Below are 23,842 nucleotides of genomic sequence, written 5' to 3'. Positions count from 1 at the left end.
ATGAAAACATTTAGTTTATACACACATTATAAAAAGATTTTAGCAGACACTATAACACCTGTTAGCATCTATCTAAAGATTAGAGATAAATTCCCTAATAGTATTCTGTTAGAAAGTAGTGATTATCATGCCAATGATAATAGTTTTTCCTACATCTGCTGTAATCCTATTGCTTCTATTAAAGTAGAAGGAGATACCATTTATCAAACCTATCCTGATGGTAGTTCTAAATCTAATTTTGTAGATACTGTAGGTGTCGTTGAAGAAATTCACAAATTCACACAACGTTTTAAAGTAGATACCAATGAAGAATTCAAGTTTATAAATAATGGTATTTTTGGTTACACATCTTATGATGCTGTAAAGTATTTTGAAGATATAGACATCTCAAAAAAAGAAAATTCAGTAAACATACCAGATGTGTACTATGCAGTTTATCAAAACATCATTGCCATAAATCATTTTAAAAACGAAGCCTATATTTTTGCTCATTGTTTTGATACTGAAAATAACATTGATGATATTCTACAATTAATTCAGACCAGACAATATGCTTCTTACGACTTCAATACCAAAGGTGATATTGAATCTAATCTTACCGATGAAGAATATAAAGAACATGTAGAATTAGCAAAAAAACACTGTGGCAGAGGAGACGTCTTTCAATTGGTATTATCAAAACAATTTTCACAAAAATTTAGTGGTGATGAATTTAATGTATATAGAGCCCTAAGAAGTATCAACCCTTCACCCTATCTGTTTTATTTCGACTACGGGAATTTTAAAATATTTGGAAGTTCGCCAGAAGCGCAACTTGTTGTCAGTGATGGAAAAGCAGAAATACACCCAATTGCAGGCACATTTAAGCGAAGTGGAAATGACCTTAAGGATGCAGAACTTGCTGAAGAATTAATAAAAGACGATAAAGAGAATAGCGAACACGTTATGTTAGTTGATTTAGCCCGAAACGACTTAAGTAGAAACGGTAGCAACGTAACAGTAGAGAATTACAGAGAAGTTCAATTTTTCTCTCACGTGATTCATTTAGTCAGTAAAGTAACCGGAACCATACATAAAAACACAGATACTATGCAAGTGGTTGCAGATACATTTCCGGCAGGTACATTGAGTGGTGCTCCAAAGCATAAAGCGATGCAACTGATAGAGAAATACGAAAAAACCAGTAGAGGGTATTATGGTGGAGCTATTGGATTTATGGATTTTAACGGCAATTTTAATCATGCTATTATGATTAGAACATTTCTAAGTCAGAATCATAAATTATTCTGGCAAGCAGGAGCCGGATTGGTCGCTAAATCAAATCCTGAAAGTGAATTACAAGAGGTTTACAATAAACTTGGAGCCTTAACCAATGCTATTGAATTGGCAAAAGATATTTAACATGAAAAAAGTATTAGTTATAGATAATTACGACAGTTTCACATATAATTTAGTCCACTATTTAGAGGATTTAGATTGTGAAGTTATTGTAAAACGAAATGATAAATTGACACTAGACGAAGTAGATGCATTTGATAAAATAGTGTTATCACCAGGACCAGGAATTCCTGATGAAGCAGGTTTATTAAAGCAAATCATTGCAACTTATGCACCAACAAAAAGCATCTTAGGCGTATGTTTAGGACAACAAGCTATTGGCGAAGTTTTTGGTGGCACATTAGAAAATTTGGACAATGTATATCATGGTGTTGCAACCGAAATTAAATTATCAGTTGATGACGAATCTTTATTTGATGGATTAGGAGAAACCTTTGAAGTTGGTCGTTATCACTCTTGGGTTGTAAATTCTAACCTTCCAGATAGTTTAGAAGCCACTTCTTTTGATGAAAATGGTCAAATAATGTCATTAAGACATAAAGTTTATGACGTAAAAGGTGTGCAATATCACCCTGAATCCGTTTTAACACCAAACGGTAAAACCATTCTTAAAAACTGGATTAATTCTTAAGTATGAAGGCATTACTAAACAGACTCATTAACCAAGAAAGCATCTCTAGTGAAGAAGCAAAAAATGTCTTGGTAAACATTTCAGCTGGTCAATATAACCAAAGTCAAATAGCATCTTTCTTAACCGTTTATATGATGCGAAGCATCACTTTAGATGAGCTAAGAGGCTTTAGAGATGCATTGTTAGAACTTTGTGTTCCTGTAGATTTAGACGACTATAATACCATAGATTTATGCGGCACAGGAGGCGACGGAAAAGACACTTTTAATATTTCTACATTATCCTCTTTTGTAACAGCTGGTGCAGGAGTCCACGTTACAAAACATGGTAATTATGGTGTATCATCAGCCTGTGGTTCTTCTAATGTTATGGAAAGCTTAGGTATTAAGTTCACTAACGATATTGATTTTTTAAAACGAAGTATAGACAAAGCTGGCATTTGTGTGTTGCATGCACCATTATTTCATCCTGCAATGAAAAACGTTGCACCAATTAGAAAAGAATTAGGTGTAAAAACCTTTTTTAATATGCTAGGACCAATGGTAAATCCCGCATTTCCAAAAAACCAAATGGTAGGAGTTTTTAATCTCGAATTGTTAAGACTTTACGGTTATTTATATCAAGAAACTGATAAAAACTATGCTGTCGTTCATGCTTTAGATGGTTATGATGAAATTTCATTAACAGGAAAAACTAAAGTAATTACCAATACTTCCGAAACCTTATTTGAACCTATTGATTTAGACGTAGATCAAATTGAACAATCTGCAATTTTTGGTGGAAACACAGTAAAACAAGCTGCAAAATTATTCGTTAAAATAATAGACGGAAAAGGCTCAGAAGCACAAAACAATGTCGTTTATGCTAATGCAGGACTAGCGATTGCTACCGCAAAGCAAATTCCTCATAAAGAAGGATTTCAGTTAGCCAAAGAATCGCTTTTGAGCGGAAAAGCAAAAGCATCTTTAGACCAACTTATAGAACTTAGTAAATGAATATTTTAGACAAAATAGTAATAGACAAACGTAAAGAAGTTGATTTACGTAAATCTTTAATTCCTGTATATCAATTAGAACAATCTGTTCTATTTGAACGAAAAACCAATTCTCTTGCCCAAAATTTAAAAGCAAGTAACACAGGTATAATAGCAGAACACAAAAGACGTTCACCTTCAAAATCAGTTATTAATCAAGGTTTAAATGTTCAAGATGTTGCTAGTGGCTATGAAAATGCAGGCGTTTGCGGAATGTCTGTTTTAACTGATGTAAAATATTTTGGAGGAGCCATCGACGATTTATTGTTAGCAAGAGCAAGCTGTAATCTTCCACTTTTAAGAAAAGAATTTATTATAGATGAATATCAAATTTTTGAAGCTAAAGCCTATGGTGCAGACGTTATTTTATTAATTGCAGCTATTCTCACCAGAGCAGAAATAAAGCAATTTTCAGAATTAGCAAAAAGCTTAAATCTCGATGTTTTATTAGAAGTACACAACGAAGAAGAATTACACAAATCTATTATGCCTTCATTAGATATGTTAGGCGTAAACAATAGGAATTTAAAAACGTTTGAAGTCAGTTTAGACACTTCAAAACAATTGAGTCAATTAATTCCTAACGATTTTGTAAAAGTATCAGAAAGCGGCATCAGCTCTGTTGAGGCGATTAAAGAGCTACAACCTTATGGTTATAAAGGCTTTTTAATTGGTGAAAATTTTATGAAAACGGATAATCCTGGAGAAAGTGCTGCGAAATTTATAAAAGAACTAGCAGGTTTATAAAACCTAGCAGATCTAAAATTGAAAGAGAAAAAGATTAATTTTAAAAGTCGAATGCGAGATGAGATTCTCGCTTTCGCGAGAATAAAATGAAACTAAAAGTCTGTGGCATGAAATATAAAGACAATATAGAAGCTGTTGCAAATCTGCAGCCAGACTATTTGGGCTTTATATTCTACGATAAATCTGCGAGATATTTTGATTCAATAATACCAGAAATCCCAAATTCTATAAAAAAGGTTGGTGTTTTTGTTGATGAAGAATTAGATATCGTTTTAGAAAAAATAAAACAGTTTAATTTGCAAGCCGTTCAACTTCATGGAAATGAATCACCAGAATATTGTGGAAAAATAAACAATGTTGAAGTGATTAAAGTATTCAGTATTAAAAACGAATTTAATTTTGATATACTTCAACCTTATGAAACAGTTTGCGATTATTATTTATTTGATACCAAAGGAAAATTACCAGGAGGAAATGGCTATACTTTTAATTGGAATGTGCTAAACCACTACCCTTCAACAAAACCTTATTTTTTAAGTGGAGGAATTGGATTAAATGAAATTGAAAAAATAAAAGAATTTAAAGAAAGTTCGGCTTCAAAATACTGCTATGCTTTAGATGTCAATAGTAAATTTGAAATAGAACCTGGTTTAAAGAATATTAAGGGATTGAACACGTTTAAAAACAAATTAGCAGTTAGCAAAAAATGAAAAACAAATTGGGATAAAAACAAGGTTTAGTAAATATGAATGTCCCAAATTTCGACATAGTCGGAAAACATCAAAATTCAGAAATAATGAACGAAAGAACGAAGATGCGAGGCGAAGCCTTAAGCACGAAGTTCTGAAAGAGAATGTTGCTTTAGCAATTTCCTAATTTTGATTGTGATTTTTTGGTTCGTTTTGTATCAAGACAAAATGAACAAAGAATAGAAAATAATAAACAAAAAACAATGAGTTACAACATCAACGAAAAAGGCTACTACGGAGAATTTGGAGGTGCATACATACCAGAAATGCTTTATCCAAACGTAGAAGAATTACGTCAGAACTATTTAAAAATAATGGCAGAACCTTCATTTCAAGAAGAGTTTAATGCCTTATTAAAAGATTATGTTGGCAGACCTTCACCTCTCTATTTTGCCAAACGTCTTTCAGAAAAATATAACACAAAAATATATTTAAAGCGTGAAGACCTCAACCATACAGGAGCACACAAAATCAATAATACTATTGGTCAAATCCTAATGGCAAAGCGTCTTGGTAAAAATAGAATTATTGCCGAAACGGGAGCAGGTCAGCATGGTGTGGCAACAGCAACCGTTTGCGCGTTAATGGGAATAGAATGCATCGTGTATATGGGAGAAATTGATATCGCACGCCAAGCACCAAACGTCGCACGTATGAAAATGTTAGGCGCAACTGTGATTCCTGCTTTATCTGGCAGTAGAACATTAAAAGATGCTACTAATGAAGCTATCAGAGATTGGATTAATAATCCTGTGAATACACATTATATTATTGGCAGTGTGGTTGGTCCTCATCCTTATCCTGATATGGTTGCAAAGTTTCAGGCTGTAGTTTCAGAAGAAATAAAAAGCCAACTTTTAGAAAAAGAAGGTACAGAAGACCCAACATATTTGGTCGCTTGTGTAGGTGGAGGCAGTAATGCTGCAGGTACTTATTATCATTACCTAGATAACGAAGATGTAAATATCATTGCAGTAGAAGCTGCTGGATTAGGAGTAGATTCTGGAGAAAGTGCTGCCACTTCTGTTTTAGGTAAAGAAGGGATTATTCATGGTAGTAAAACCCTATTAATGCAAACTAATGATGGCCAAATTACAGAACCATATTCAATATCTGCAGGTTTAGATTATCCTGGTGTTGGTCCAATGCATGCCAATTTATATAAAACTGGTCGTGCAGAATTTATTGCCATTACAGATGACGATGCCATGAAAGCTGGACTAGATTTATGTAAACTAGAAGGTATTATTCCTGCAATAGAAAGCTCTCATGCACTAGCTGTTTTTGAGCATAAGACATTCAAACCAGACGATATCGTAGTTCTAAATTTATCTGGACGAGGAGACAAAGATTTACAGAATTATATTGATTATTTTAAGTTGTAATTAGCTTTTAGAATTTGCCATTTGAAATTTTAAGCAATACATTTACACATACCAAATTATTTTATACTTCATAATATGTCCGAAACGGTTTTAGAGCTTAAAGATGCTACAATTTATCAAGGTGAAAGTATGGTGCTTTCTAAAGTAAATTTTGAAATGCAAAAGGGCGATTTTGTTTATCTTATTGGAAAGACAGGAAGCGGAAAAAGTAGTTTTATGAAAACACTTTATGGTGATTTACAATTAACTGAAGGTGAAGGCTCTGTAGTTGATTATAATTTAAGAGCCATGAAAGAGAAAGACATTCCTTTTTTAAGACGAAAGTTGGGTGTTGTATTTCAAGATTTTAAATTGTTGCCAGATAGAACTATTAATGGCAATCTAGAATTTGTCTTAAAAGCTACTGGTTGGAAAGAAAAAGACCGTATTAAAGATAGAATTGAAACGGTTTTAGATAAAGTAGCCATGAAAACTAAAGGCTTTAAATATCCTCATGAGCTTTCTGGTGGAGAGCAACAGCGTATTGCTATAGCACGTGCTTTATTAAATGATCCTGAACTTATATTGGCAGATGAACCTACAGGAAATTTAGATCCTCAAACCAGTATTGAAGTCATGGAAGTTCTTCAAGACATTAATAAAAATGGGAATACCATTTTAATGGCAACTCATGATTATGCTTTGCTTCTAAAATATCCAAGTAAAACTTTAAAATGTGACGAAAACAAGGTGTTTGAAGTTGTACAAAGGAAAAACTAAAATCTAGACATTTAATGTGATTTCCATTTTAATACCAACATACAACTACAATGTTAATCTACTTTTTCAAGCTTTAAAACTAGAGCTAACATCTATCTCTACGGATTTTGAAATTATTTGCTACGAAGATGGCTCTACCAAACACATTGAAGACAACAGCCTCGTAATTAGTACAATTAGTGAAGCTAAACATGTAATATCAAAAGTTAATAGAGGAAGAATTACGACAAGACAATCGCTTGCTGAAATGGCAAAATACGATTGGCTTCTATTTCTAGATGCTGATGTAATACCTGAGAGTTCTACCTTTATTTCAGATTATATAAAATTCATCAACTCTGATTATGATGCTATTTATGGTGGTTGTAGTTATGCTATAAAACAACCAGATAAACAATATATTTTACGCTGGAAATACGGCAAAAATTATGAAAACGTTGATGCCAAACTAAGAAATAAATCACCTTATAAAGTGGCTATTTCTGGGAATTTTCTAATAAAAAAAACAACCTTTATAGATATCAATTCTAAAGTAGAAAACGAAGGGTATGGTTATGATAATTATGTTGCTGCCTTTATGAAAGCTAATCACATAAAAATAATCCATATTAATAATAATGCGACGCATATAGGTTTAGACGACAACATTACATTTTTAAATAAAACAGAAAAAGCTGTAAAAACCCTTTATGAATTCAATCTAAAACACAAAACTATTGTCACTGATAATAGTTTATTAGAATTCTATAGAAAACTTGCATCTTTTAGATTAACAAAAATAATTGGTGGTCTATTTAAGCTATCAAATACATCTATAAAAAAGCAACTTTTAAGCGGTAACCCAAACTTAACGTTGCTTCAATTCTATAAATTGGGCTACCTTTGCACTTTAACTATTAGCAAATAATGAAGCCTTATTTTTCAGTCATAATAACAGTATACAATAAAGCAGAATACATTAAAAACACAATTAACAGTGTTTTAAATCAGACCTATAAGGATTTTGAAATTATCATTGTTAATGATGGTTCTACAGATTCTAGCGAAGGCATTATTAAAACAATTAATGACCAACGTATTAAACTCATAACAATTGAAAATCAAGGTGTTTCAAATGCCCGAAATATTGGAATAAATGAAGCATCAGCAAATTATCTTGCATTATTAGATGGTGATGACTCCTGGGAAACAACATATCTACAATTTATGTATGATGCCATTTGTAATTTCCCAAATATAAAAATTTTTACGGCTGGTCTCGCGCAGAGATATGAATCTAAAATTGTCCCTGTAAATTATAGTTTTAATCAAAAAGAACTTTACGGAACTTACAATTATTTTGAGGCAAGTAAGGCGTACTCATTAATTCATAGCTCAAGCATTGTCTTTAATAAATCTGTTTTAGCTAAAACTGGTCTTTTTGATACGTCAATTGTATCAGGACAGGATACTGATATGTGGATTCGCTTTGGGTTGTATTTTGATATTGTATTTATCAATAAACAATTGGCTAATTATAATTTCTATGCCTCAAGCTTGTCTAACACTACATTTGAACTAAGCAAGAAATCTAAGTTTGATAAATATCTAAATGAAGAAAAAGAAAACAAAGATTTAAAAGCCTTTTTAGACAAAAATAGATATTCAATGGCATTACTAAGTAAGTTACAAAATGATAAAAAGCATTTCGCCTATTATACATCTCATTTAAATACTGATAATTTAAACCTAAAACAAAATCTATTATTGAAAAGTCCTAAATGGTTATTGAGATTATTTCTTAAAATAAAATCTCTAAAAGGTGAGAAAATATACTATCCCAATAGTTGAGATCTAAACACCTCATAATCTCTAATATATTCTGCCTCGTCATATTCCGTAGAAGCTAAAACTAAACATACAGAACCCGAAGAAAAGTTTTCTATTTCTCGCCAAATATGAGTTGGAATGTATAATCCTTGATTTGGTTTATTGAGCATTATGCGTTTCTTAGAATTGCCATCATCTACAATAACTTCAAAGCTTCCGCTAAGTGCAATAATAATGGATTGTTGATTTTTGTGAGCGTGTCCTCCTCTACTACTTTCTGTTGGCACATCGTATAAATAATAGACACGTTTTATGGTAAATGGAATAGTGCTTTTCTCAATGACAGCTAGAAAACCACGTTCGTCGTGAACCTTTGGGATGTCTATTAATTTAACGTTGTTTATAGTATTCATACTCCGTTTTTACTTTAAAAGTGCTTGCCATTCTTTTACAATATTGGCTTCAGAAAAATGAGCAACACTGCCTTTAGCATTGCTTTTACATTGTAAGTATAATTCTTTATCTTCAATAAAACGATTCATTGCTTCGGCTATTGCTTTAGGATTATTATTTTCTATTAAAAATCCATTGGTATTATGCGTAATAATTTCATTTGGTCCAGATTTACAATCTACTGAAATTACAGGTGTTCCAAGCGCTAAGGATTCTATAATAGATCTAGGAAAACCTTCATATTTACTTGTTAAAACTGTAAACAAAGCCGATTTTACTAATGCCGAAGGATTAGACAAATGTCCTAAAAATTGAACATTAGAAGCTAACTTTAAATCATTTGATTTCAATTTCAACATTTCTAAATCCTTTCCTTCTCCTAAAATTTTGAGTTTAATATTCTTACTTGGTAATATAGATTTTGAATAGCCCTCTAGCAACAATGAAATATTTTTAACATCATCATCTAATCTTCCAAAAAATAAAATGTAAGTATCATTAGTTTCAGTTTTTAAATGATCATCTTCCGCAGAAATAGCATTATAAATTGAAGTGACGTTTTCAAAATTATAAATCTCTTTTACTTTTTCTACGATAACTTTAGAAACACCAACCATTTTATAGGCATTACCATATAAAAGCCTCCCTAAAAATGGATTAGAATTGATATAACTATCTGTTTTAAAACTACGGATACAGTAAATCGTTTTTTTTGGTGTGAAGATAAATTTAGAGATTATAAATTCTTTTAAAAAACCTATTCTCGTTCTATTATCAATAACATAATCAAAATTATGTTTCTTAAAATAGGCCTTTAAAACACGTAACCTCTTAAAACGTCCTAAAGCAGAATTATCTTTATCTTTTAACTCTCCTAAATTGAGCAATTTCCCTTTGTACGGAAACTCAATGTTATTAAGTACACTAACCACATGCACATCAAAACCAACATCGTATAACATCTGAGACAACAAGCCAGAAGAGCGTTGTGCACCTCCTTTACCCAAGGAAGAAACTACAATGCAAATCTTTTTTTTGTTGGCTTTTATCATTAACAAGTATCTTTGAGACAAATGTAATAATATAAATGAAACATCTATATTTGGAACACACGCGCAGAATAATATTATTAACTAATTATTCCATGTCTCCATTTTAAAAAATAAGTTTTTAGCTTTAGCACATGAAAATTTTATTAGTAGGTGAATATAGTAGGCTTCACAATTCTTTAAAAGAAGGATTAGAATACCTAAACCACGACGTCACAATTGTAGCCGCAAAAGATGGTTTCAAAAATTACGATGTGGATTTACCTATTAACAAAAGACACACAAAAGGATTATTAAAAAAATTGAAGAATCTTATTTATAGATTCACAAAAATTGATCTTGAATCTCTTTATGTAAAAAAGCAAATTATTGATTTAAAACCACAACTTAATGGATTTGATGTGGTTCAATTTATTAACGAAACTTCATTTTTATGTACTCCAGATATTGAGAAAACAATTTTCGATTTAATATCTAGTTGGAACAAAAACGTCTTCCTTTTGTCTTGTGGTACAGATTACATTAGTGTAAAATATGCTCATGATCAGAAACTGAAATATTCAATTCTTACTCCTTATTTAAATGGAAAAGATCAATTTATAAGCAGTTATGGTTTAAAATTCTTAGAACCCGATTTTAAAGCACTTCACCATCATATTTATAAATCTATTAAAGGTGTTATTGCTTCAGATTTAGATTATCATTTGCCTTTATTAAATCATCCTAAGTATTTAGGACTTATTCCAAATCCCATAAATACTGAACAATTAGAATTTAAAAAATTAGATATTGAAGATAAAATTGTAATATTTCACGGTATTAACTCCAACAACTACTTTAAAAAAGGGAATGATATTTTTGAAGATGCCTTAGCTATTATCAACCAAAAGTATGCAAACAAAATAAAAATTATCACTGTACGTAGTCTACCATATGATCAATATATAAAAACGTATAACGAAGCTCACATTATGCTAGACCAAATCTATGCATACGACCAAGGTTTTAATGCATTAGAGGCTATGGCAAAAGGGAAAGTCGTTTTTACAGGTGCAGAAAAAGAATGGTTAGAATACTATAATATTGAAGAAGATACTATTGCTATTAATGCACTACCAGACGCTAAAAAAATTGCAGGTAAGTTAGAATGGCTAATTTTAAATCCTGATAAAATCATAGAAATTTCGTCTAATGCCAGACAATTTGTAGAGCGACATCACAATTATATCTCTTGTGCTCAAATGTATTTAAAAACTTGGGAGGAACACACCTAATTTATTGTTCTCTAGCCGATTTGTTATAGTACACTTTTATCATAAAAGCAACGACTATAAAGTAAATAACATACCTCACAAAATGAGCAATCACAATACCTTCTGTACCATAATATTGAATAAATACTTTAGATAATATAAAAAACAAAGCTAAAGAGATCACTTCTGTAATCACGAAACTTTTCACCATACTTTTCGCTAAAAACTGATGCGATAAAACAAGAGCACCTAATCTAATAAAATCTCCTAACAATTGCCATTTAAACAAAGGCTCCATTCCTGTAAATTCTGGATAAATAATTTGAATGATATAATTTCTTATCAAATAAACTAATACCATTCCCAATCCAAAAATGGGAAGAATCGTTTTATAAATATTAAAAACTTCATTCTTAAATTCATCGCTAGCATGTATACTAGCAAATTTTGGTAATACGTATAAAGTGAATAATCCTGAGGCAAATACCATATAATTTTTAGAAATAAAGGTAATGGCTGTCCAATAACCAGCTTCATTTATATTTATTTCTTCAGAAATTAAAGTCCTTATATCTAACTCAATAAAACTAAGAAGAAAAGTAGAAATAAAAGACATTAAGCCAAAAGCTAATAGCTTATTTTTATAATTAAGATTTAAGCTGAGAGACTTAAAATTTAGATACGTTTTTAAAGTTTTTCCGAATACAGTAATAACAACTAGCAACTGAATCACTGGTGCAATTGCAATGGCGATGATTACACCTTTTAAATCGAAATAATAGAGACCTATAGCAATTGCTGAAGTCGCTAGGATATAAGTGATCAACTCAATCTTTGCATACCGCTTGTAATCGGATATACCACTAACGACACCTCCAATTACGCGATTAACTCCAACAAAAGGAACGATAACAGCTAAGAGTCGAAATATATAAATATAGTCTTGTGAACTAAAAAGGTAATCTGAAAAAAAAGAGGCTCCAAAAAATAGTACAGCCGCAGAAATAAACGACCCAATACCAATAAAAATAGTAACTGTAGAAAACAGTTTAGAAAGTTCTGGCCGATCCTTTTTAAATTCAGCCACATATTTTACTACACCATTAAATGTTCCAAGCGTAGATGTGCTTGTAAGCATTTGAATTACGTTTCTAATTTGTCCAATGTTAGCAATACCAGCTGCACCAACTGTAGTAGCAAGCAACCATTGTATAAACCCAGAAATAACTAATCTAATAGTAATAACAACCGCATTAAGCGACGTAATTTTAAGCACTATATTATTACTAATAAATTTTGGAAGCTTCACGTATTAATTTTTAATTATCGTTAGCACCTTCTTCTGTGAGAACGCCAAATAAAGAACTACTAAATAGTAATAATATTATCCCGAAGTACATAAAATAACTTAAACAATGACCCATTACGGCTCCTTTAAGTCCAAAGTCATCTATGAGGTAAATACTAGAGAAATACATAATAATGAACAAGAACACTTCTAATATTATAAAATGTGTAAACATCTTTTTAGCTAAAAACTGGTAAGCAATAACCATAGAGAGTACACGAGCAATATCTCCTAATATTTGATAACCAAATAAATTTTCAACAGGCCTAAAATCTTCAGTGAACAATACATTTATAAGCAACGATCTACTTAAATATATAATTAACAATAAGACTAAAAACACAGGCATAATGGTTTTATAAAAACTAAATACTTCTTTTCTAAATGCACTTTTGGTATTTATTTCAGAAAAACGAGGTAAGATATAAAGTGCCATTAATGAGTTAAAAAACATAAGGTAATAATCAGAAACTCTTGTCATAGCCGTCCAATAACCTGCCGCTTTTATTCCTATTTCATCAATAAGATAGTTTCTAATAATAATCATAACAATTGGCATGGCAATAGCGCTTACTAATGCCATTATCATATTAGGACTTAGCTTATTTAAGACCTCTAAACTAATCTGTGTAATTTTAATAGATGATATCAAACTTTTTCTAAATGCAATACCAACTATAGTAATAAGCAAATTAAGTGCTGGTGTAATAACAATACCCAACAATGCTCCATCAATATTTTCTTGATAAATAAGAAGTAAAGTTACCAAAAGGCCTAAAATTTGACCTAATATGTTAATAAGCAATAAATATTTGTGTTTAGAAAATCCATTCATAATGGAAAATGCAAACATATTTAAAGCATAGAAAGGCAAGACAATAGCGAACGTTTCAATGATATAGCTATAATTGTAATTTGAAGAAAAAATAAGATCGTTAATAAACTCTGCATTGTAATAACACAAAAACGCTAAGAAAACAGATGAGAAAAAGCCGAAGTAAAAAACAGTAGATAAGGTTTTGGTGAGCTCAATGGCATTATCCTTAACCTGACTTACAGTTCGTACCACTCCTTTGTAAAGCCCAGAAATAGCTATGCTTTGTAAGACACTTAAAAAATTTCGCAAATTCCCAACAAGTGCCATCCCTTGTGGCCCAATGTAAATAGCAATAAACTTAGAAATTAAAATTCCGGCTACAATTCTAAGGCTAAGATTAGCCATGTTTAGATTCGCTGCTTTAATTAAAACTTCGTTATTTATGTAATTAAAAAATTTTTTCAATTAGTAGGAGTTTAAAATTCTAATTACTGTTTGAATATCCTCTTCAATCATCACAGGACTCATTGGCAAACTTATAATTCTTTTATGAATCTTTTCCGTAAGCGGCAAATTAAAATACGAAAATGATTGTAATGCCTCCTGTTTGTGTGGTGGAATTGGATAATGAATTAAATATTCTATGTCGTTCTTTTTAAGAAACTTGGTAAAATCTGCTCTATCATCAACTTCTACAACAAAAGCATAAAATATATGATTCTTAGATCCGTCATAAAATGGAAGTTTTATTTTAATATTATTAATACCGTTTAAGTAGGCTTTTGCTATACCTCTACGTATATCGTTATCTGCATCTAAAGTCTTTAATTTTATACTTAAAAAAGCCGCTTGCATATCATCTAAACGGCTATTAAAACCAATAATTTTATTGTTATACTTTTCTTTACTTCCGTAATTGCGTAATAACTTTAGTGCCTCAACGAGTTTTTTATCATTTGTAGTTACCGCTCCTCCATCACCAAGCGCTCCTAAATTTTTACTTGGATAAAAACTAAATGCAGCTGCATCTGACAGATTCCCTGCTTTTAAGTTCATAACATTAGAAACACCACCATGTGCCTGAGCAGCATCTTCTATTAAAAGGCAATTAAATTCTTTTGCTATTTTTTTGAAGTTTTCTGCATCTGCTAATTGGCCATATAAGTGAACCATAATAATAGCTTTAGCATCAACAAATATAGTTTTATTTGTATCTATAGAAATATTATAAGTTTTAGGATCGGGTTCTACTAAAACAGGTACTAACTCTGCATGAAGAACTGACAAAATTGTCGCAATAAACGTATTAGCAGGAACAATAACTTTGTCTCCTTTTTTTAATTTTCCAAGTTGAATATAGCCTTTTAAGATCAGCGTCAGTGCATCTAGCCCATTTGCAGTACCAACACAAAATTTTGTACCACAGTATGCTGCAAATTCATTTTCAAAATTGGTAACATTATCACCTAGGATAAAGTGAGCATCATCCAACGATTTGCTAAATGAGGTTTGAAATTCTTCTCTAAAACGGTTATTAATTTTATGAAGGTCTAAAAATTTTATCATACCAAAATAGTATCTAATAAATTATAATTTTCTGTTGCAATTTTATAGAAACCTTGAGGAATGGACCGAGCTCCAAAACCTTCTTTCCAAAAAAGCAACCCTTCGTTTATCTGTTGGCCTAAATTAATATTGGAAGTTCCAAAATCAAAATAAGGCTTATTGGCAAACACATCTTCAATTAGATAATGATGCAAAAAATCTAAACTTCCTAGTTCGTTTTTATCTTGATTGCCAGATATATATTGGCAATGCGCCACATTCTGAGTTTCAAAAATGGTAGTTCCACCAACAATTTTATCTTTATAAAACACATTAAACTGTCTAATATTATTTGGGAATCTAGATTTTAAAAGTGTGATTTCCTCTAAACTATGCACGGGTTTAACTTGATGTTTAATTTCTAAATTTGGAATTAAAATGGAATTCCAAAATAATTCAAAGCTTTGCGATTCTTCAACTCTTAAATTCGATTTAATGGCTCTTTTCACACCTTCTTTTCTACTATTTGAATAGGCTCTATACTTCATGTTTACCACAGAATGTAAATCTGTTCTCAACAACTCCGCTTTTAATTTAAATAATAAATAGACTAATGAATTATTGCTTTCGTTATGCAGATATATCGCTGGAAGCTCTTTAATGGTTAAAGACTTGATTTCTTTTTGATCTAAAAATTCTAAAATAGCTTTAAATACATGAATGAAGTCTATAGTTTTAAATCCTTTAGAATACATGAGACTTCCATAAGTTAATCCTTGATGCGAATACAACGATTGTTCAACTAAATTAGCTGGTAATAAAGCCAATAGTTTTCCTTTTTTAGAAACCATTAATGAAAAATCTTGAAATGTATGGCTATGATAATCCATAAAATCTCTTTGAAACAAAAAGGTATCTTGATTGCTTTTTAGGGCAAAATCATTCCAGAGTTCTTTATCTGAAGATTTATATAAGGTGACTTTATAATCTGACATCAATCAAAAATAATCCTAATTTTCTATTAAGCCATTTATAGCGAAGAAAAATTCTTTAAAGACTTTAATATATCTAACTATTAATGATTAAATTATTTAGATTTACTTTTGCAACTTTAATTTTCTCAAACCATTAATGTTATCTAAACAATTTAAGCAACTAAGTACAGAAAACCTTTTATTATTGGTTATTTATTTTTGCGTTTTAATCTTTTGCCTTTTTAGTGATTACATCTATTCATTTGACACCTACAGCTACTTAAGAGCCATGCCATATAGACAAATGGGCTATGTGGTTTTTATAAAAAGTTTTAGTTATGTTTTCGGGTCATATTTTGAAGAATTTGTAGTATTCGTCCATGCTATAGTAAGTTTGTTTGGTGTTCATTATTTTTATAAACAAGTTTCATCCATCTTTAATTTAAACAAAGTCTTAAAGTTTATTTTAGTTGGAATTTTATTGATTCCTTTTTTTCCACCTTTACTCATAGCAAATAATTTATGTTCAGAAGGATTAGGTTATGGGTTATATCTTTTATTTATAGCTATTGGTTTAAATATTCTTTTTAAAAACAAACGAAAAGACATTAAACTCTATGTCATTATATTTCTTCTATTAGTGTCAATAAGAAGTCAATTCTTAATCTCTACTTTAATTTTCGCTGGCGTCTACTTTTTAATGTATAGGAAATCACTTTTTCAAAAAAAACATATATTAACTATTACTGTATTTTGTGGTATCATACTTGTTGCAAGCATTTCTGAACGTACCTATCATAAACTAAAAGATGGTTTTTTTAAACCCACACCTTTAGGTTTCACTAGCGCATCTACGGCACCTATTTATATTTCTGACACTACAGATTATTTACTTATTGATCAAAAAGATTATCGTGAAATTCTTAAAATGAGTTATAGCACGTTAACAAAAAAAGATCTTCTATTAAAACCAAATCAAACACCAGAAGAAGACTATGTGTTCTTTCATAAAAATTTACCCAAAATATGCAACCAAACCGTTAGAGAAGAAGGTGTTTCATATTACTTTAAAAAAACTGTACCTAAGGACTGGAGTGAAAACCAAGCAAATTCTTATCCTTTTTTTGAAACTGAAGCAGCTTGTAAAGTTTACACCTTTACTTTAATTAAAGCTCATTTCAATAAATGGGTTCGGCTTTTTTACACTAATCTTACTTACGGTTTTTATTCCCCATTACTTCTATTTTTTGTGGTAATAATATTCTTTTTCAGCTTAATAAAAACAACATTTTACTATCAGAAAAAATATGCAATTCTATTTTTATTATCGTCGCTTATTTTATCTAATGCCCTTTTTATTGCTTTTGCTAGCCATTCTATACAACGTTATTTATTTTACAACTATGCTTTATTATTTTTGTTGTTTATTAGTACACTCAAACTATTAAAACGTGAGCAATAATATAGAACTTTCAATTGTAATGCCATGCTTAAACGAAGCGGAAACACTTGCTATTTGCATTAACAAAGCACAATCTTTTCTTAATAAAAACCAGATAATTGGAGAAATTATTGTTGCAGACAACGGCAGTACAGATGGTTCTATTTCAATTGCGACATCTCTTAGTGCTATTGTTATTAATGCTGAACAGAAAGGCTATGGAAGTGCCTTAAAAGCTGGAATTACAGCAGCAAGCGGTAAGTATGTTATAATGGGAGATGCAGATGATAGCTATGATTTTTCTAACCTAATGCCTTATTTGACAGAGCTGAGAAATGGCAAGGACTTAGTGATGGGAAACCGTTTTAAAGGTGGCATTGAAAAAGACGCGATGCCATTTTTACATAAATATTTAGGCAATCCTATATTATCTTTTATTGGGCGATTATTCTTTAAAATTAATATTGGTGATTTTCATTGTGGCTTAAGAGGTTTTTCTAAAAAAGCTTATAAAACCATGAATTTAAAAACCTCAGGTATGGAGTTTGCTTCAGAAATGGTGGTAAAAACCAAACTGAATAATTTATCAATTGCTGAAGTCCCAACAAAACTACATAAAGATGGTAGAACAAGAGCTCCTCATCTAAAAACATGGAGCGATGGGTGGCGACATTTGCGTTTTTTAATGCTGTATGCACCAAATTGGTTGTTTTTATATCCAGGAATGTTGTTGGCTGTAATTGGACTTGTAATGTCTATTATCCTCGTTATAAATCCTATTGAATTTAGCCATTTTACATTAGACATACACACTTTACTTTATACTTCTGCATTTCTTTTAGTGGGAATTCAATTTATTATTTTCTATGGCTTAACTAAAGTTTTTGCAGTTGAAAACGAGTTACTTCCAAAGTCTAATCGATACAATAAACTTTTTAAATTTATTAATCTCGAAAAAGGATTAATCTTTGGATTTATACTTTTAATTATAGGCGTATTTTTAAGCTTCAAAGGTTTAGAGTCGTGGGAAGACACAGAATTTGGTCACTTAGATAAAAGTACCACTTTACGAATAATAATTCCTGCTATAACTTCCTTACAACTTGGTATTCAAACCATATTGTTTAGTTTTTTCTTTAGTGTTTTGGGTTTAAAAAAGTAAAAAATCATCTTATTTTTTCAAAAACGAACAAATTATTTAAGCCCAATTGAAATCTCTTATGCTTTATAAGTCTTAGTTGTTCAGAATTAAATATTACAGGAACATCCTTAACCTTAAAGCCATAATGTTCTTCTAAAGACATTCCGTCTATTAATTTCAACTTTGTCAAAATCCAAAGAATATGATCTACAAAAGGAGAAGGAACTGTAATAATTATTCTACCTTTTGTATTTAAATATTGGCAACAATTATCTCTAAGCTGAACTTGCTCATCTGTAGGAATATGTTCTAAAACAGCAAGCATCGTAATGCTATCAAAGGTCTGCTTTTTCTTTAAATCATCTGGAAACTTACCTGGTAACAAAGTGTAATTTTCACCTTCTATAGGTTGGGGTAATAGTGGATCTATTCCTATACTCGATAAAATTGGTTTTGTTTTCAATTTCTCAAATAAAGTTTCATCAAAGCAACCAATATCTAAAACACTATCATTAGCTCTGATATAGGGCTTGACCATTTTAATTCTCCAATTTCTTAAAAAACGGTCTATAAATTTCATCTCTATTTAAAATTGTGTCAACTCCAATAATACAATAAAAAAGTAATTTATCTTTTTTAAAACATAATGAATCTTACTAAAAATAAAAATTATAAATATATCTCTAAGACAAGTCATAAAGTCTTTTATCCAATATATTTAAATAAAATCACAAACTTAATGTCTAGAACTATTTTCAATTAATTCTGCTTAATATTTTATATTAGCAGAAAATAAATCCTGTGTTACTTACTGAAATTTATAAGAATCCTTTTAAGTACCTTTTTTTTGCATTAATACTTTTTTACATTTTGGTATATGGACCATATGGCATTGAAGAAGGAGACATGGGTTCCATTTTTGGTATATCTTGGAGCATGTATAATGGTTATTTTCCACATAGAGACTTTGTATATATAAAACCTGCTCTTTCCCCATTTTTTCACTCTCTACCACTCTATTTAACTGAGGATTATGCGTATTTAATTAATAGATACTTATATTTTTTTCAAGTATTTACATATTCTTATTGGGCTAGTATAATAGCCTTTAGGTTTTTAAAATTGCCTAAGAAATATATTTATTTTATTGCAATTATTGGAGCCTTAGTTTCTATTCATAATTATCCGCCAATGCCTTGGAATACTGTTGATGGTCTTTTCTTTAGTATTTTAGGTTTGCTTTTTATTACTAAAAACTTTAAAGAATGGAAATGGATCGTAATTGGAACATTTTTCCTTTTCCTAGGAGCCTTATGCAAACAATCTTTTTATTTTTTCCCACCACTTGTAGGGTTATTTCTTATCTACAGAAAAGAGACAAAAGCCTTTTTAACATTAACCGTTAGCGGACTATTATTTACTTCACTCTATATCTTATTTTTCTGGTCACAAGATGCATTACAGCCCTTTATTGACCAAATGTTTAGCTTTACTTCAGGTTCTAGTTTAGTAAAGACAGGTATAAAATCGTATTATTTAGCTGTTAAATTTCATATTCTATATATAGTCGTCGCGATAATAGCCTTTTGGTTTGCAAAAAAATATACTTCAAAACATATCACCTTTTTAATAACAAATGTATTAATCGTTTTAGTACTTGTTTGGCTATACTATAAATACCAAAGTATATACAAACCTGTAAAATATGGTATCATTCACCTATTATGGATATTAGGTTTTCTCTTTTCTTTAATAAAATCTCTACAAGATAAAAAGTATACTATTTTAATATTGCTCTTTTCATTGTCTTGGTGTGCTTCTATAAGTAATGGTTATAATACACCAATAGATTTTTCAACACCATCAATTTTAGTTGTAGCATTAATATGCCTAGGAGAAACTTTCTCAATAAGAAAATGGACAGCTTTATTAATAACTAGCCTATATGTTGGTACTTTCTATTATGGATACCAATTTCCGTATCGAGAACAACCAAGATCCAAACTAATTTATCCTTTAGGTGATGTTTTTCCGCGTTTAAAAACCATCAAAACAAACAAAAAAACGTTTGACAAATATATAGCACTGAAAGCATTGTCTAATAAATATGATAATTATACTATTCTACCATCAATGACTTTAGGGCATTATATAACAAATACAGTAAATCCAATTGGTGTTGATTGGGTTTTTAATCATCATCTGGCAGACAATTTAGAAAAATATGAGCAAATGTTAAGGGATAAAAACTTGACTATTTTTATTGAGAATTTTGAAAACCATCAAGACAACTACGAAGAAACTTCATTACTTACTATGTACGTGGTAAAACATTGGAAGCTTGTGGAAAAACAAGAACACTTTAGAGTTTATCAACAACCCAAGTAAAAAAATGATAGCTTTGTAACACAAGTTTAATTATGAATTTTCAAGACACTTTACTTTCTTTAGTCATACCTCTTTTTAATGAAGAAGAAAATATACAACTCTTACTTAAAAATATTGATGAAGCCTTAAAGGAGCATGAATTTGAAATTATTCTTGTAGATGATTTTTCTACTGATAAAACAGTTAACGAAATAAAAAAGCTAAATCACCCTAAGGTAAAACTTATTGAATTTCGTAAAAATTATGGTCAAAGTTCAGCTTTGGCAGCAGGATTTGACAATGCTGAAGGTGAGTTTATTATAACACTAGATGGTGATTTACAAAATGACCCAACAGATATATTACCAATGCTTCAAAAACTACAAACCGAAAACTGGGATGTTGTTGTAGGCATACGAAACAAAAGAAAAGACAATTTCATAAAAAAACTACCCTCAAAAATTGCCAATTTTTTAATTAGAAAAGCAACCAAACTAAATATCAAAGATCATGGTTGTGCTTTAAAGGTTTTTAAGAAAGACATAGCAAAAGAACTAAATCTCTACGGAGAAATGCATAGGTTTATAAGTCTACTGGCATATCTTAATGGTGCACGAGTTGGGGAAATGAACGTAAAGCATCATCCTCGAATTTATGGTAAATCTAAATATGGTTTAGGCAGAACATTTAAAGTTTTCAATGATATTTTACTTATCTTATTTCAAAGAAACTACCTTCAAAAGCCATTATATTTATTAGGAAACATTGGTATTTTCTTTTTTGCATTAGGTGCTATAATTAATGTGTATTTATTAATCGAAAAAATTATGGGAAATGACATTGGTGATAGACCCATATTAATTTTAGGAGTGTTATTTGTTCTTGTGGGCATTCAATTATTTACAACTGGGATTGTAATAGATTTACAAATGCGCACGTATTACGAGACTCAAAATGCTCGTCCTTACAAAATCAGAGAAATTACCAGTTATAAAAATTAAATATTATACTGTTTCTGAAATTTGAAATTAAAGCGAATTTATTCTTAAACTATTAAACAAAAAAAGAGAAACACTTTTCAGTATTTCTCTTTTTATAATATTATAAATTAAACTTACGCTTAAAATTTATTACGCTTACGATCTACTTCTTTTAAGTAAATTTTACGCAGTCTTAAAGAGTTTGGTGTTACTTCAACATATTCATCTTTTTGAATATATTCTAAAGCCTCTTCTAATGAAAACTTAATTGCAGGTACAATTTTAGCTTTATCATCTGCACCAGAACTACGTACATTACTTTGCTTTTTAGCTTTTGTAATGTTTACAGACATATCATCTTGACGAGAGTTCTCACCAATTACTTGACCTTCATAAATATTTTCACCTGGCTCAACGAAAAACTTACCTCTATCTTGTAACTTATCAATTGAGTAAGGAATAGCTGTTCCGTTTTCCATAGATATTAATGATCCAGAAATACGTCCAGGAATTTCACCTTTAAGAGGTTGATATTCTTTAAAACGGTGTGCCATAATTGCCTCACCAGCAGTTGCTGTTAGTAATTGGTTACGTAAACCAATAATACCACGAGAAGGAATCATAAATTCACATACCATACGCTCTCCTTTAGTCACCATACTTAGTAACTCACCTTTACGCTTTGTTACAAACTCTACAGCTTTACCAGAAACAGTTTCAGGTAAATCAATTGTTAATTCTTCAATTGGTTCACATTTTACACCGTCAATTTCTTTGATGATAACTTGTGGTTGTCCAATTTGTAATTCATAACCTTCACGACGCATCGTTTCAATTAAAACCGATAAGTGTAATACACCACGACCAAAAACCATAAACTTATCTGCTGTTTCAGTTTCTCCTAAACGCAATGCTAAGTTCTTTTCTAATTCTTTTTCTAAACGATCTTTAATATGACGAGATGTTACATATTTCCCATCTTTTCCAAAGAAAGGAGAATCATTAATTGTAAATAACATACTCATTGTAGGCTCATCAATCGCAATAGATTTTAAACCTTCAGGGTTATCTATATCAGAAACAGTATCTCCAATCTCAAAGCCTTCTATACCAACAAGGGCACATATATCACCCGTTTCAACGCGTTCTACTTTCTTACGTCCTAAACCTTCAAAAATAAACACTTCTTTCACTCTACTTTTTATAACCGTTCCATCTCTTTTTACTAAAGCGATTTGTTGTCCTTCTACAATGTTTCCTCTTTGCACTCTACCAATTGCAATACGACCAGTGAATGAAGAAAAATCTAAAGATGTAATTAACATTTGTGTTGTTCCTTCCTCAAAAACAGGAGTTGGAACATGCTCAATAACCATATCTAATAATGGTTCAACATTGTCAGTTACGTTTTTCCAATCGTCACTCATCCAGTTGTGCTTAGCAGAACCGTAAACGGTTGGGAAATCTAATTGCCATTCTTCAGCACCAAGCTCAAACATAAGATCAAAAACTTTTTCATGTACTTCATCTGGAGTACAGTTTTCTTTGTCTACCTTATTGATAACCACACAAGGTTTTAAACCTAAATCAATCGCTTTTTGTAATACAAAACGTGTTTGTGGCATAGGTCCTTCAAAGGCATCTACCAATAATACAACACCATCTGCCATGTTTAATACACGTTCTACTTCACCACCAAAATCGGCGTGACCAGGAGTATCAATGATGTTAATTTTAGTACCTTTATATACTACAGAAACATTTTTAGAAGTTATGGTAATACCTCTTTCTCTTTCTAAGTCGTTATTATCAAGAATTAAATCTCCTTGATTTTCGTTTTCACGAAATAATTGACAGTGATACATAATCTTATCTACCAATGTTGTCTTTCCGTGATCGACGTGTGCAATAATTGCAATATTTTTAATATTAGCCATAACTGATGCTGATTTTTAAGCGTGCAAATGTACGTCTTATTCTTCTTTTTACGTTAAAAATATGTTATTATTTCATTTTCAAGTAA

General features: G+C 30.6%; 22 protein-coding genes. 14 read left to right on the top strand and 8 right to left on the bottom strand.

Translation table 11 applies throughout. The features are described from left to right. The 9 genes from ACJJVO_RS15300 (at position 1) to ACJJVO_RS15260 (ending at position 8,472) form a co-directional block, all read left to right on the top strand. Entirely contained in the window at positions 1-1,401 is a 1,401-nt protein-coding gene (locus ACJJVO_RS15300) for an anthranilate synthase component I family protein (RefSeq protein ID WP_405575678.1), read from the top strand. A 1-nt stretch (position 1,402) separates the two neighbouring features. After that, a complete protein-coding gene (locus ACJJVO_RS15295) occupies positions 1,403-1,969 on the top strand; it encodes an anthranilate synthase component II (protein ID WP_405575676.1) in 567 nt (188 codons plus the stop codon). Positions 1,970-1,971: 2 nt separating this feature from the next. Beyond that, entirely contained in the window at positions 1,972-2,964 is a 993-nt protein-coding gene (gene trpD / locus ACJJVO_RS15290; RefSeq protein WP_405575674.1) for an anthranilate phosphoribosyltransferase, read from the top strand. After that, the gene (trpC, locus tag ACJJVO_RS15285) at positions 2,961-3,749 is read left to right on the top strand and encodes an indole-3-glycerol phosphate synthase TrpC (RefSeq protein WP_405575672.1); all 789 of its coding nucleotides are present in this window, start codon (positions 2,961-2,963) and stop codon (positions 3,747-3,749) included. Before trpD ends, trpC begins: the two co-directional genes overlap by 4 nt. Positions 3,750-3,835: 86 nt before the next feature. Beyond that, the gene (locus tag ACJJVO_RS15280; protein ID WP_405575670.1) at positions 3,836-4,459 is read left to right on the top strand and encodes a phosphoribosylanthranilate isomerase; all 624 of its coding nucleotides are present in this window, start codon (positions 3,836-3,838) and stop codon (positions 4,457-4,459) included. Between the two features lie 242 nt (positions 4,460-4,701). Continuing rightward, entirely contained in the window at positions 4,702-5,883 is a 1,182-nt protein-coding gene (gene trpB, locus ACJJVO_RS15275; protein ID WP_405575668.1) for a tryptophan synthase subunit beta, read from the top strand. A 75-nt stretch (positions 5,884-5,958) separates the two neighbouring features. Next, complete coding sequence (locus ACJJVO_RS15270) at positions 5,959-6,642, top strand: cell division ATP-binding protein FtsE (RefSeq protein WP_405575666.1); 684 nt, start codon at positions 5,959-5,961, stop codon at positions 6,640-6,642. A gap of 16 nt (positions 6,643-6,658) precedes the next feature. Further along, positions 6,659-7,549 carry a glycosyltransferase family 2 protein gene (locus ACJJVO_RS15265; RefSeq protein WP_405575664.1) on the top strand — a complete coding sequence of 297 codons (891 nt, stop codon included), beginning with the start codon at positions 6,659-6,661 and terminating at the stop codon, positions 7,547-7,549. Further along, a complete protein-coding gene (locus ACJJVO_RS15260; protein WP_405575662.1) occupies positions 7,549-8,472 on the top strand; it encodes a glycosyltransferase family 2 protein in 924 nt (307 codons plus the stop codon). Before ACJJVO_RS15265 ends, ACJJVO_RS15260 begins: the two co-directional genes overlap by 1 nt. Here the strand turns inward: ACJJVO_RS15260 and ACJJVO_RS15255 are convergent. Continuing rightward, the gene (locus ACJJVO_RS15255; RefSeq protein ID WP_405575660.1) at positions 8,457-8,864 is read right to left on the bottom strand and encodes a sugar 3,4-ketoisomerase; all 408 of its coding nucleotides are present in this window, start codon (positions 8,862-8,864) and stop codon (positions 8,457-8,459) included. The two genes, ACJJVO_RS15260 and ACJJVO_RS15255, sit on opposite strands and share 16 nt — an antisense overlap. Before the next feature lie 9 nt (positions 8,865-8,873). After that, a complete protein-coding gene (locus ACJJVO_RS15250; RefSeq protein WP_405575658.1) occupies positions 8,874-9,956 on the bottom strand; it encodes a glycosyltransferase in 1,083 nt (360 codons plus the stop codon). Positions 9,957-10,087: 131 nt separating this feature from the next. Between ACJJVO_RS15250 and ACJJVO_RS15245 the strand changes: the two genes are divergently transcribed. Beyond that, a complete protein-coding gene (locus ACJJVO_RS15245) occupies positions 10,088-11,227 on the top strand; it encodes a glycosyltransferase (RefSeq protein WP_405575656.1) in 1,140 nt (379 codons plus the stop codon). 1 nt (position 11,228) lies between these two features. Here ACJJVO_RS15245 and ACJJVO_RS15240 read toward each other — a convergent pair whose 3' ends face one another. From ACJJVO_RS15240 to ACJJVO_RS15225, 4 genes are read right to left on the bottom strand one after another with little or no spacing between them, the layout of a single operon-like run. Next, positions 11,229-12,515 (bottom strand): O-antigen translocase, encoded by a 1,287-nt coding sequence (locus ACJJVO_RS15240; RefSeq protein WP_405575654.1) that lies wholly within the window; start codon positions 12,513-12,515, stop codon positions 11,229-11,231. Positions 12,516-12,525: 10 nt separating this feature from the next. Beyond that, on the bottom strand, positions 12,526-13,836 hold the full coding sequence (locus tag ACJJVO_RS15235; RefSeq protein ID WP_405575652.1) for an O-antigen translocase: 1,311 nt from the start codon (positions 13,834-13,836) through the stop codon (positions 12,526-12,528). After that, positions 13,837-14,937 (bottom strand): DegT/DnrJ/EryC1/StrS family aminotransferase, encoded by a 1,101-nt coding sequence (locus tag ACJJVO_RS15230; protein WP_405575650.1) that lies wholly within the window; start codon positions 14,935-14,937, stop codon positions 13,837-13,839. It lies immediately after the preceding gene. After that, positions 14,934-15,911: a GNAT family N-acetyltransferase gene (locus ACJJVO_RS15225; protein WP_405575648.1), complete on the bottom strand. Its 978-nt coding sequence runs from the start codon at positions 15,909-15,911 to the stop codon at positions 14,934-14,936. The genes ACJJVO_RS15230 and ACJJVO_RS15225 overlap by 4 nt, the downstream gene beginning before the upstream one ends. A 136-nt stretch (positions 15,912-16,047) precedes the next feature. Between ACJJVO_RS15225 and ACJJVO_RS15220 the strand changes: the two genes are divergently transcribed. Next, on the top strand, positions 16,048-17,352 hold the full coding sequence (locus ACJJVO_RS15220) for a hypothetical protein (protein WP_405575646.1): 1,305 nt from the start codon (positions 16,048-16,050) through the stop codon (positions 17,350-17,352). Continuing rightward, on the top strand, positions 17,342-18,493 hold the full coding sequence (locus tag ACJJVO_RS15215) for a glycosyltransferase family 2 protein (protein WP_405575644.1): 1,152 nt from the start codon (positions 17,342-17,344) through the stop codon (positions 18,491-18,493). The genes ACJJVO_RS15220 and ACJJVO_RS15215 overlap by 11 nt, the downstream gene beginning before the upstream one ends. A gap of 4 nt (positions 18,494-18,497) precedes the next feature. Here the strand turns inward: ACJJVO_RS15215 and ACJJVO_RS15210 are convergent, their stop codons facing one another. Then, positions 18,498-19,052 carry a methyltransferase domain-containing protein gene (locus ACJJVO_RS15210; RefSeq protein ID WP_405575642.1) on the bottom strand — a complete coding sequence of 185 codons (555 nt, stop codon included), beginning with the start codon at positions 19,050-19,052 and terminating at the stop codon, positions 18,498-18,500. Positions 19,053-19,273: 221 nt separating this feature from the next. On the opposite strand from ACJJVO_RS15210, the gene ACJJVO_RS15205 reads away from it, so the two are divergent. Together ACJJVO_RS15205 and ACJJVO_RS15200 are read left to right on the top strand one after the other, a co-directional pair. Beyond that, entirely contained in the window at positions 19,274-20,860 is a 1,587-nt protein-coding gene (locus ACJJVO_RS15205; protein ID WP_405575640.1) for a hypothetical protein, read from the top strand. 32 nt (positions 20,861-20,892) lie between these two features. Beyond that, the gene (locus ACJJVO_RS15200; RefSeq protein WP_405575638.1) at positions 20,893-21,840 is read left to right on the top strand and encodes a glycosyltransferase family 2 protein; all 948 of its coding nucleotides are present in this window, start codon (positions 20,893-20,895) and stop codon (positions 21,838-21,840) included. A 119-nt stretch (positions 21,841-21,959) separates the two neighbouring features. Here the strand turns inward: ACJJVO_RS15200 and typA are convergent, their stop codons facing one another. Next, complete coding sequence (gene typA / locus ACJJVO_RS15195) at positions 21,960-23,756, bottom strand: translational GTPase TypA (RefSeq protein WP_405575636.1); 1,797 nt, start codon at positions 23,754-23,756, stop codon at positions 21,960-21,962. Positions 23,757-23,842: the final 86 nt, after the last annotated feature.

The organism is Winogradskyella sp. Asnod2-B02-A, assembly GCF_045063645.1.
GTDB lineage: Bacteria > Bacteroidota > Bacteroidia > Flavobacteriales > Flavobacteriaceae > Winogradskyella.
Note: the sequence above shows the minus strand (reverse complement) of the source record. Positions and strands in the feature narration are given on the sequence as shown.

What these genes read in the sequence shown, in the direction of transcription:
- ACJJVO_RS15255 (WP_405575660.1), bottom strand. Translation starts at nt 8,864, where the DNA reads ATGAATACTATAAACAACGTTAAATTAATAGACATCCCAAAGGTTCAC.
- ACJJVO_RS15245 (WP_405575656.1), top strand. Translation starts at nt 10,088, where the DNA reads ATGAAAATTTTATTAGTAGGTGAATATAGTAGGCTTCACAATTCTTTA.
- ACJJVO_RS15220 (WP_405575646.1), top strand. Translation starts at nt 16,048, where the DNA reads ATGTTATCTAAACAATTTAAGCAACTAAGTACAGAAAACCTTTTATTA.
- ACJJVO_RS15210 (WP_405575642.1), bottom strand. Translation starts at nt 19,052, where the DNA reads ATGAAATTTATAGACCGTTTTTTAAGAAATTGGAGAATTAAAATGGTC.
- ACJJVO_RS15200 (WP_405575638.1), top strand. Translation starts at nt 20,893, where the DNA reads ATGAATTTTCAAGACACTTTACTTTCTTTAGTCATACCTCTTTTTAAT.
- ACJJVO_RS15295 (WP_405575676.1), top strand. Translation starts at nt 1,403, where the DNA reads ATGAAAAAAGTATTAGTTATAGATAATTACGACAGTTTCACATATAAT.
- typA (WP_405575636.1), bottom strand. Translation starts at nt 23,756, where the DNA reads ATGGCTAATATTAAAAATATTGCAATTATTGCACACGTCGATCACGGA.
- ACJJVO_RS15300 (WP_405575678.1), top strand. Translation starts at nt 1, where the DNA reads ATGAAAACATTTAGTTTATACACACATTATAAAAAGATTTTAGCAGAC.
- ACJJVO_RS15270 (WP_405575666.1), top strand. Translation starts at nt 5,959, where the DNA reads ATGTCCGAAACGGTTTTAGAGCTTAAAGATGCTACAATTTATCAAGGT.
- ACJJVO_RS15250 (WP_405575658.1), bottom strand. Translation starts at nt 9,956, where the DNA reads ATGATAAAAGCCAACAAAAAAAAGATTTGCATTGTAGTTTCTTCCTTG.
- ACJJVO_RS15225 (WP_405575648.1), bottom strand. Translation starts at nt 15,911, where the DNA reads ATGTCAGATTATAAAGTCACCTTATATAAATCTTCAGATAAAGAACTC.
- trpB (WP_405575668.1), top strand. Translation starts at nt 4,702, where the DNA reads ATGAGTTACAACATCAACGAAAAAGGCTACTACGGAGAATTTGGAGGT.
- trpC (WP_405575672.1), top strand. Translation starts at nt 2,961, where the DNA reads ATGAATATTTTAGACAAAATAGTAATAGACAAACGTAAAGAAGTTGAT.
- trpD (WP_405575674.1), top strand. Translation starts at nt 1,972, where the DNA reads ATGAAGGCATTACTAAACAGACTCATTAACCAAGAAAGCATCTCTAGT.
- ACJJVO_RS15230 (WP_405575650.1), bottom strand. Translation starts at nt 14,937, where the DNA reads ATGATAAAATTTTTAGACCTTCATAAAATTAATAACCGTTTTAGAGAA.
- ACJJVO_RS15260 (WP_405575662.1), top strand. Translation starts at nt 7,549, where the DNA reads ATGAAGCCTTATTTTTCAGTCATAATAACAGTATACAATAAAGCAGAA.
- ACJJVO_RS15280 (WP_405575670.1), top strand. Translation starts at nt 3,836, where the DNA reads ATGAAACTAAAAGTCTGTGGCATGAAATATAAAGACAATATAGAAGCT.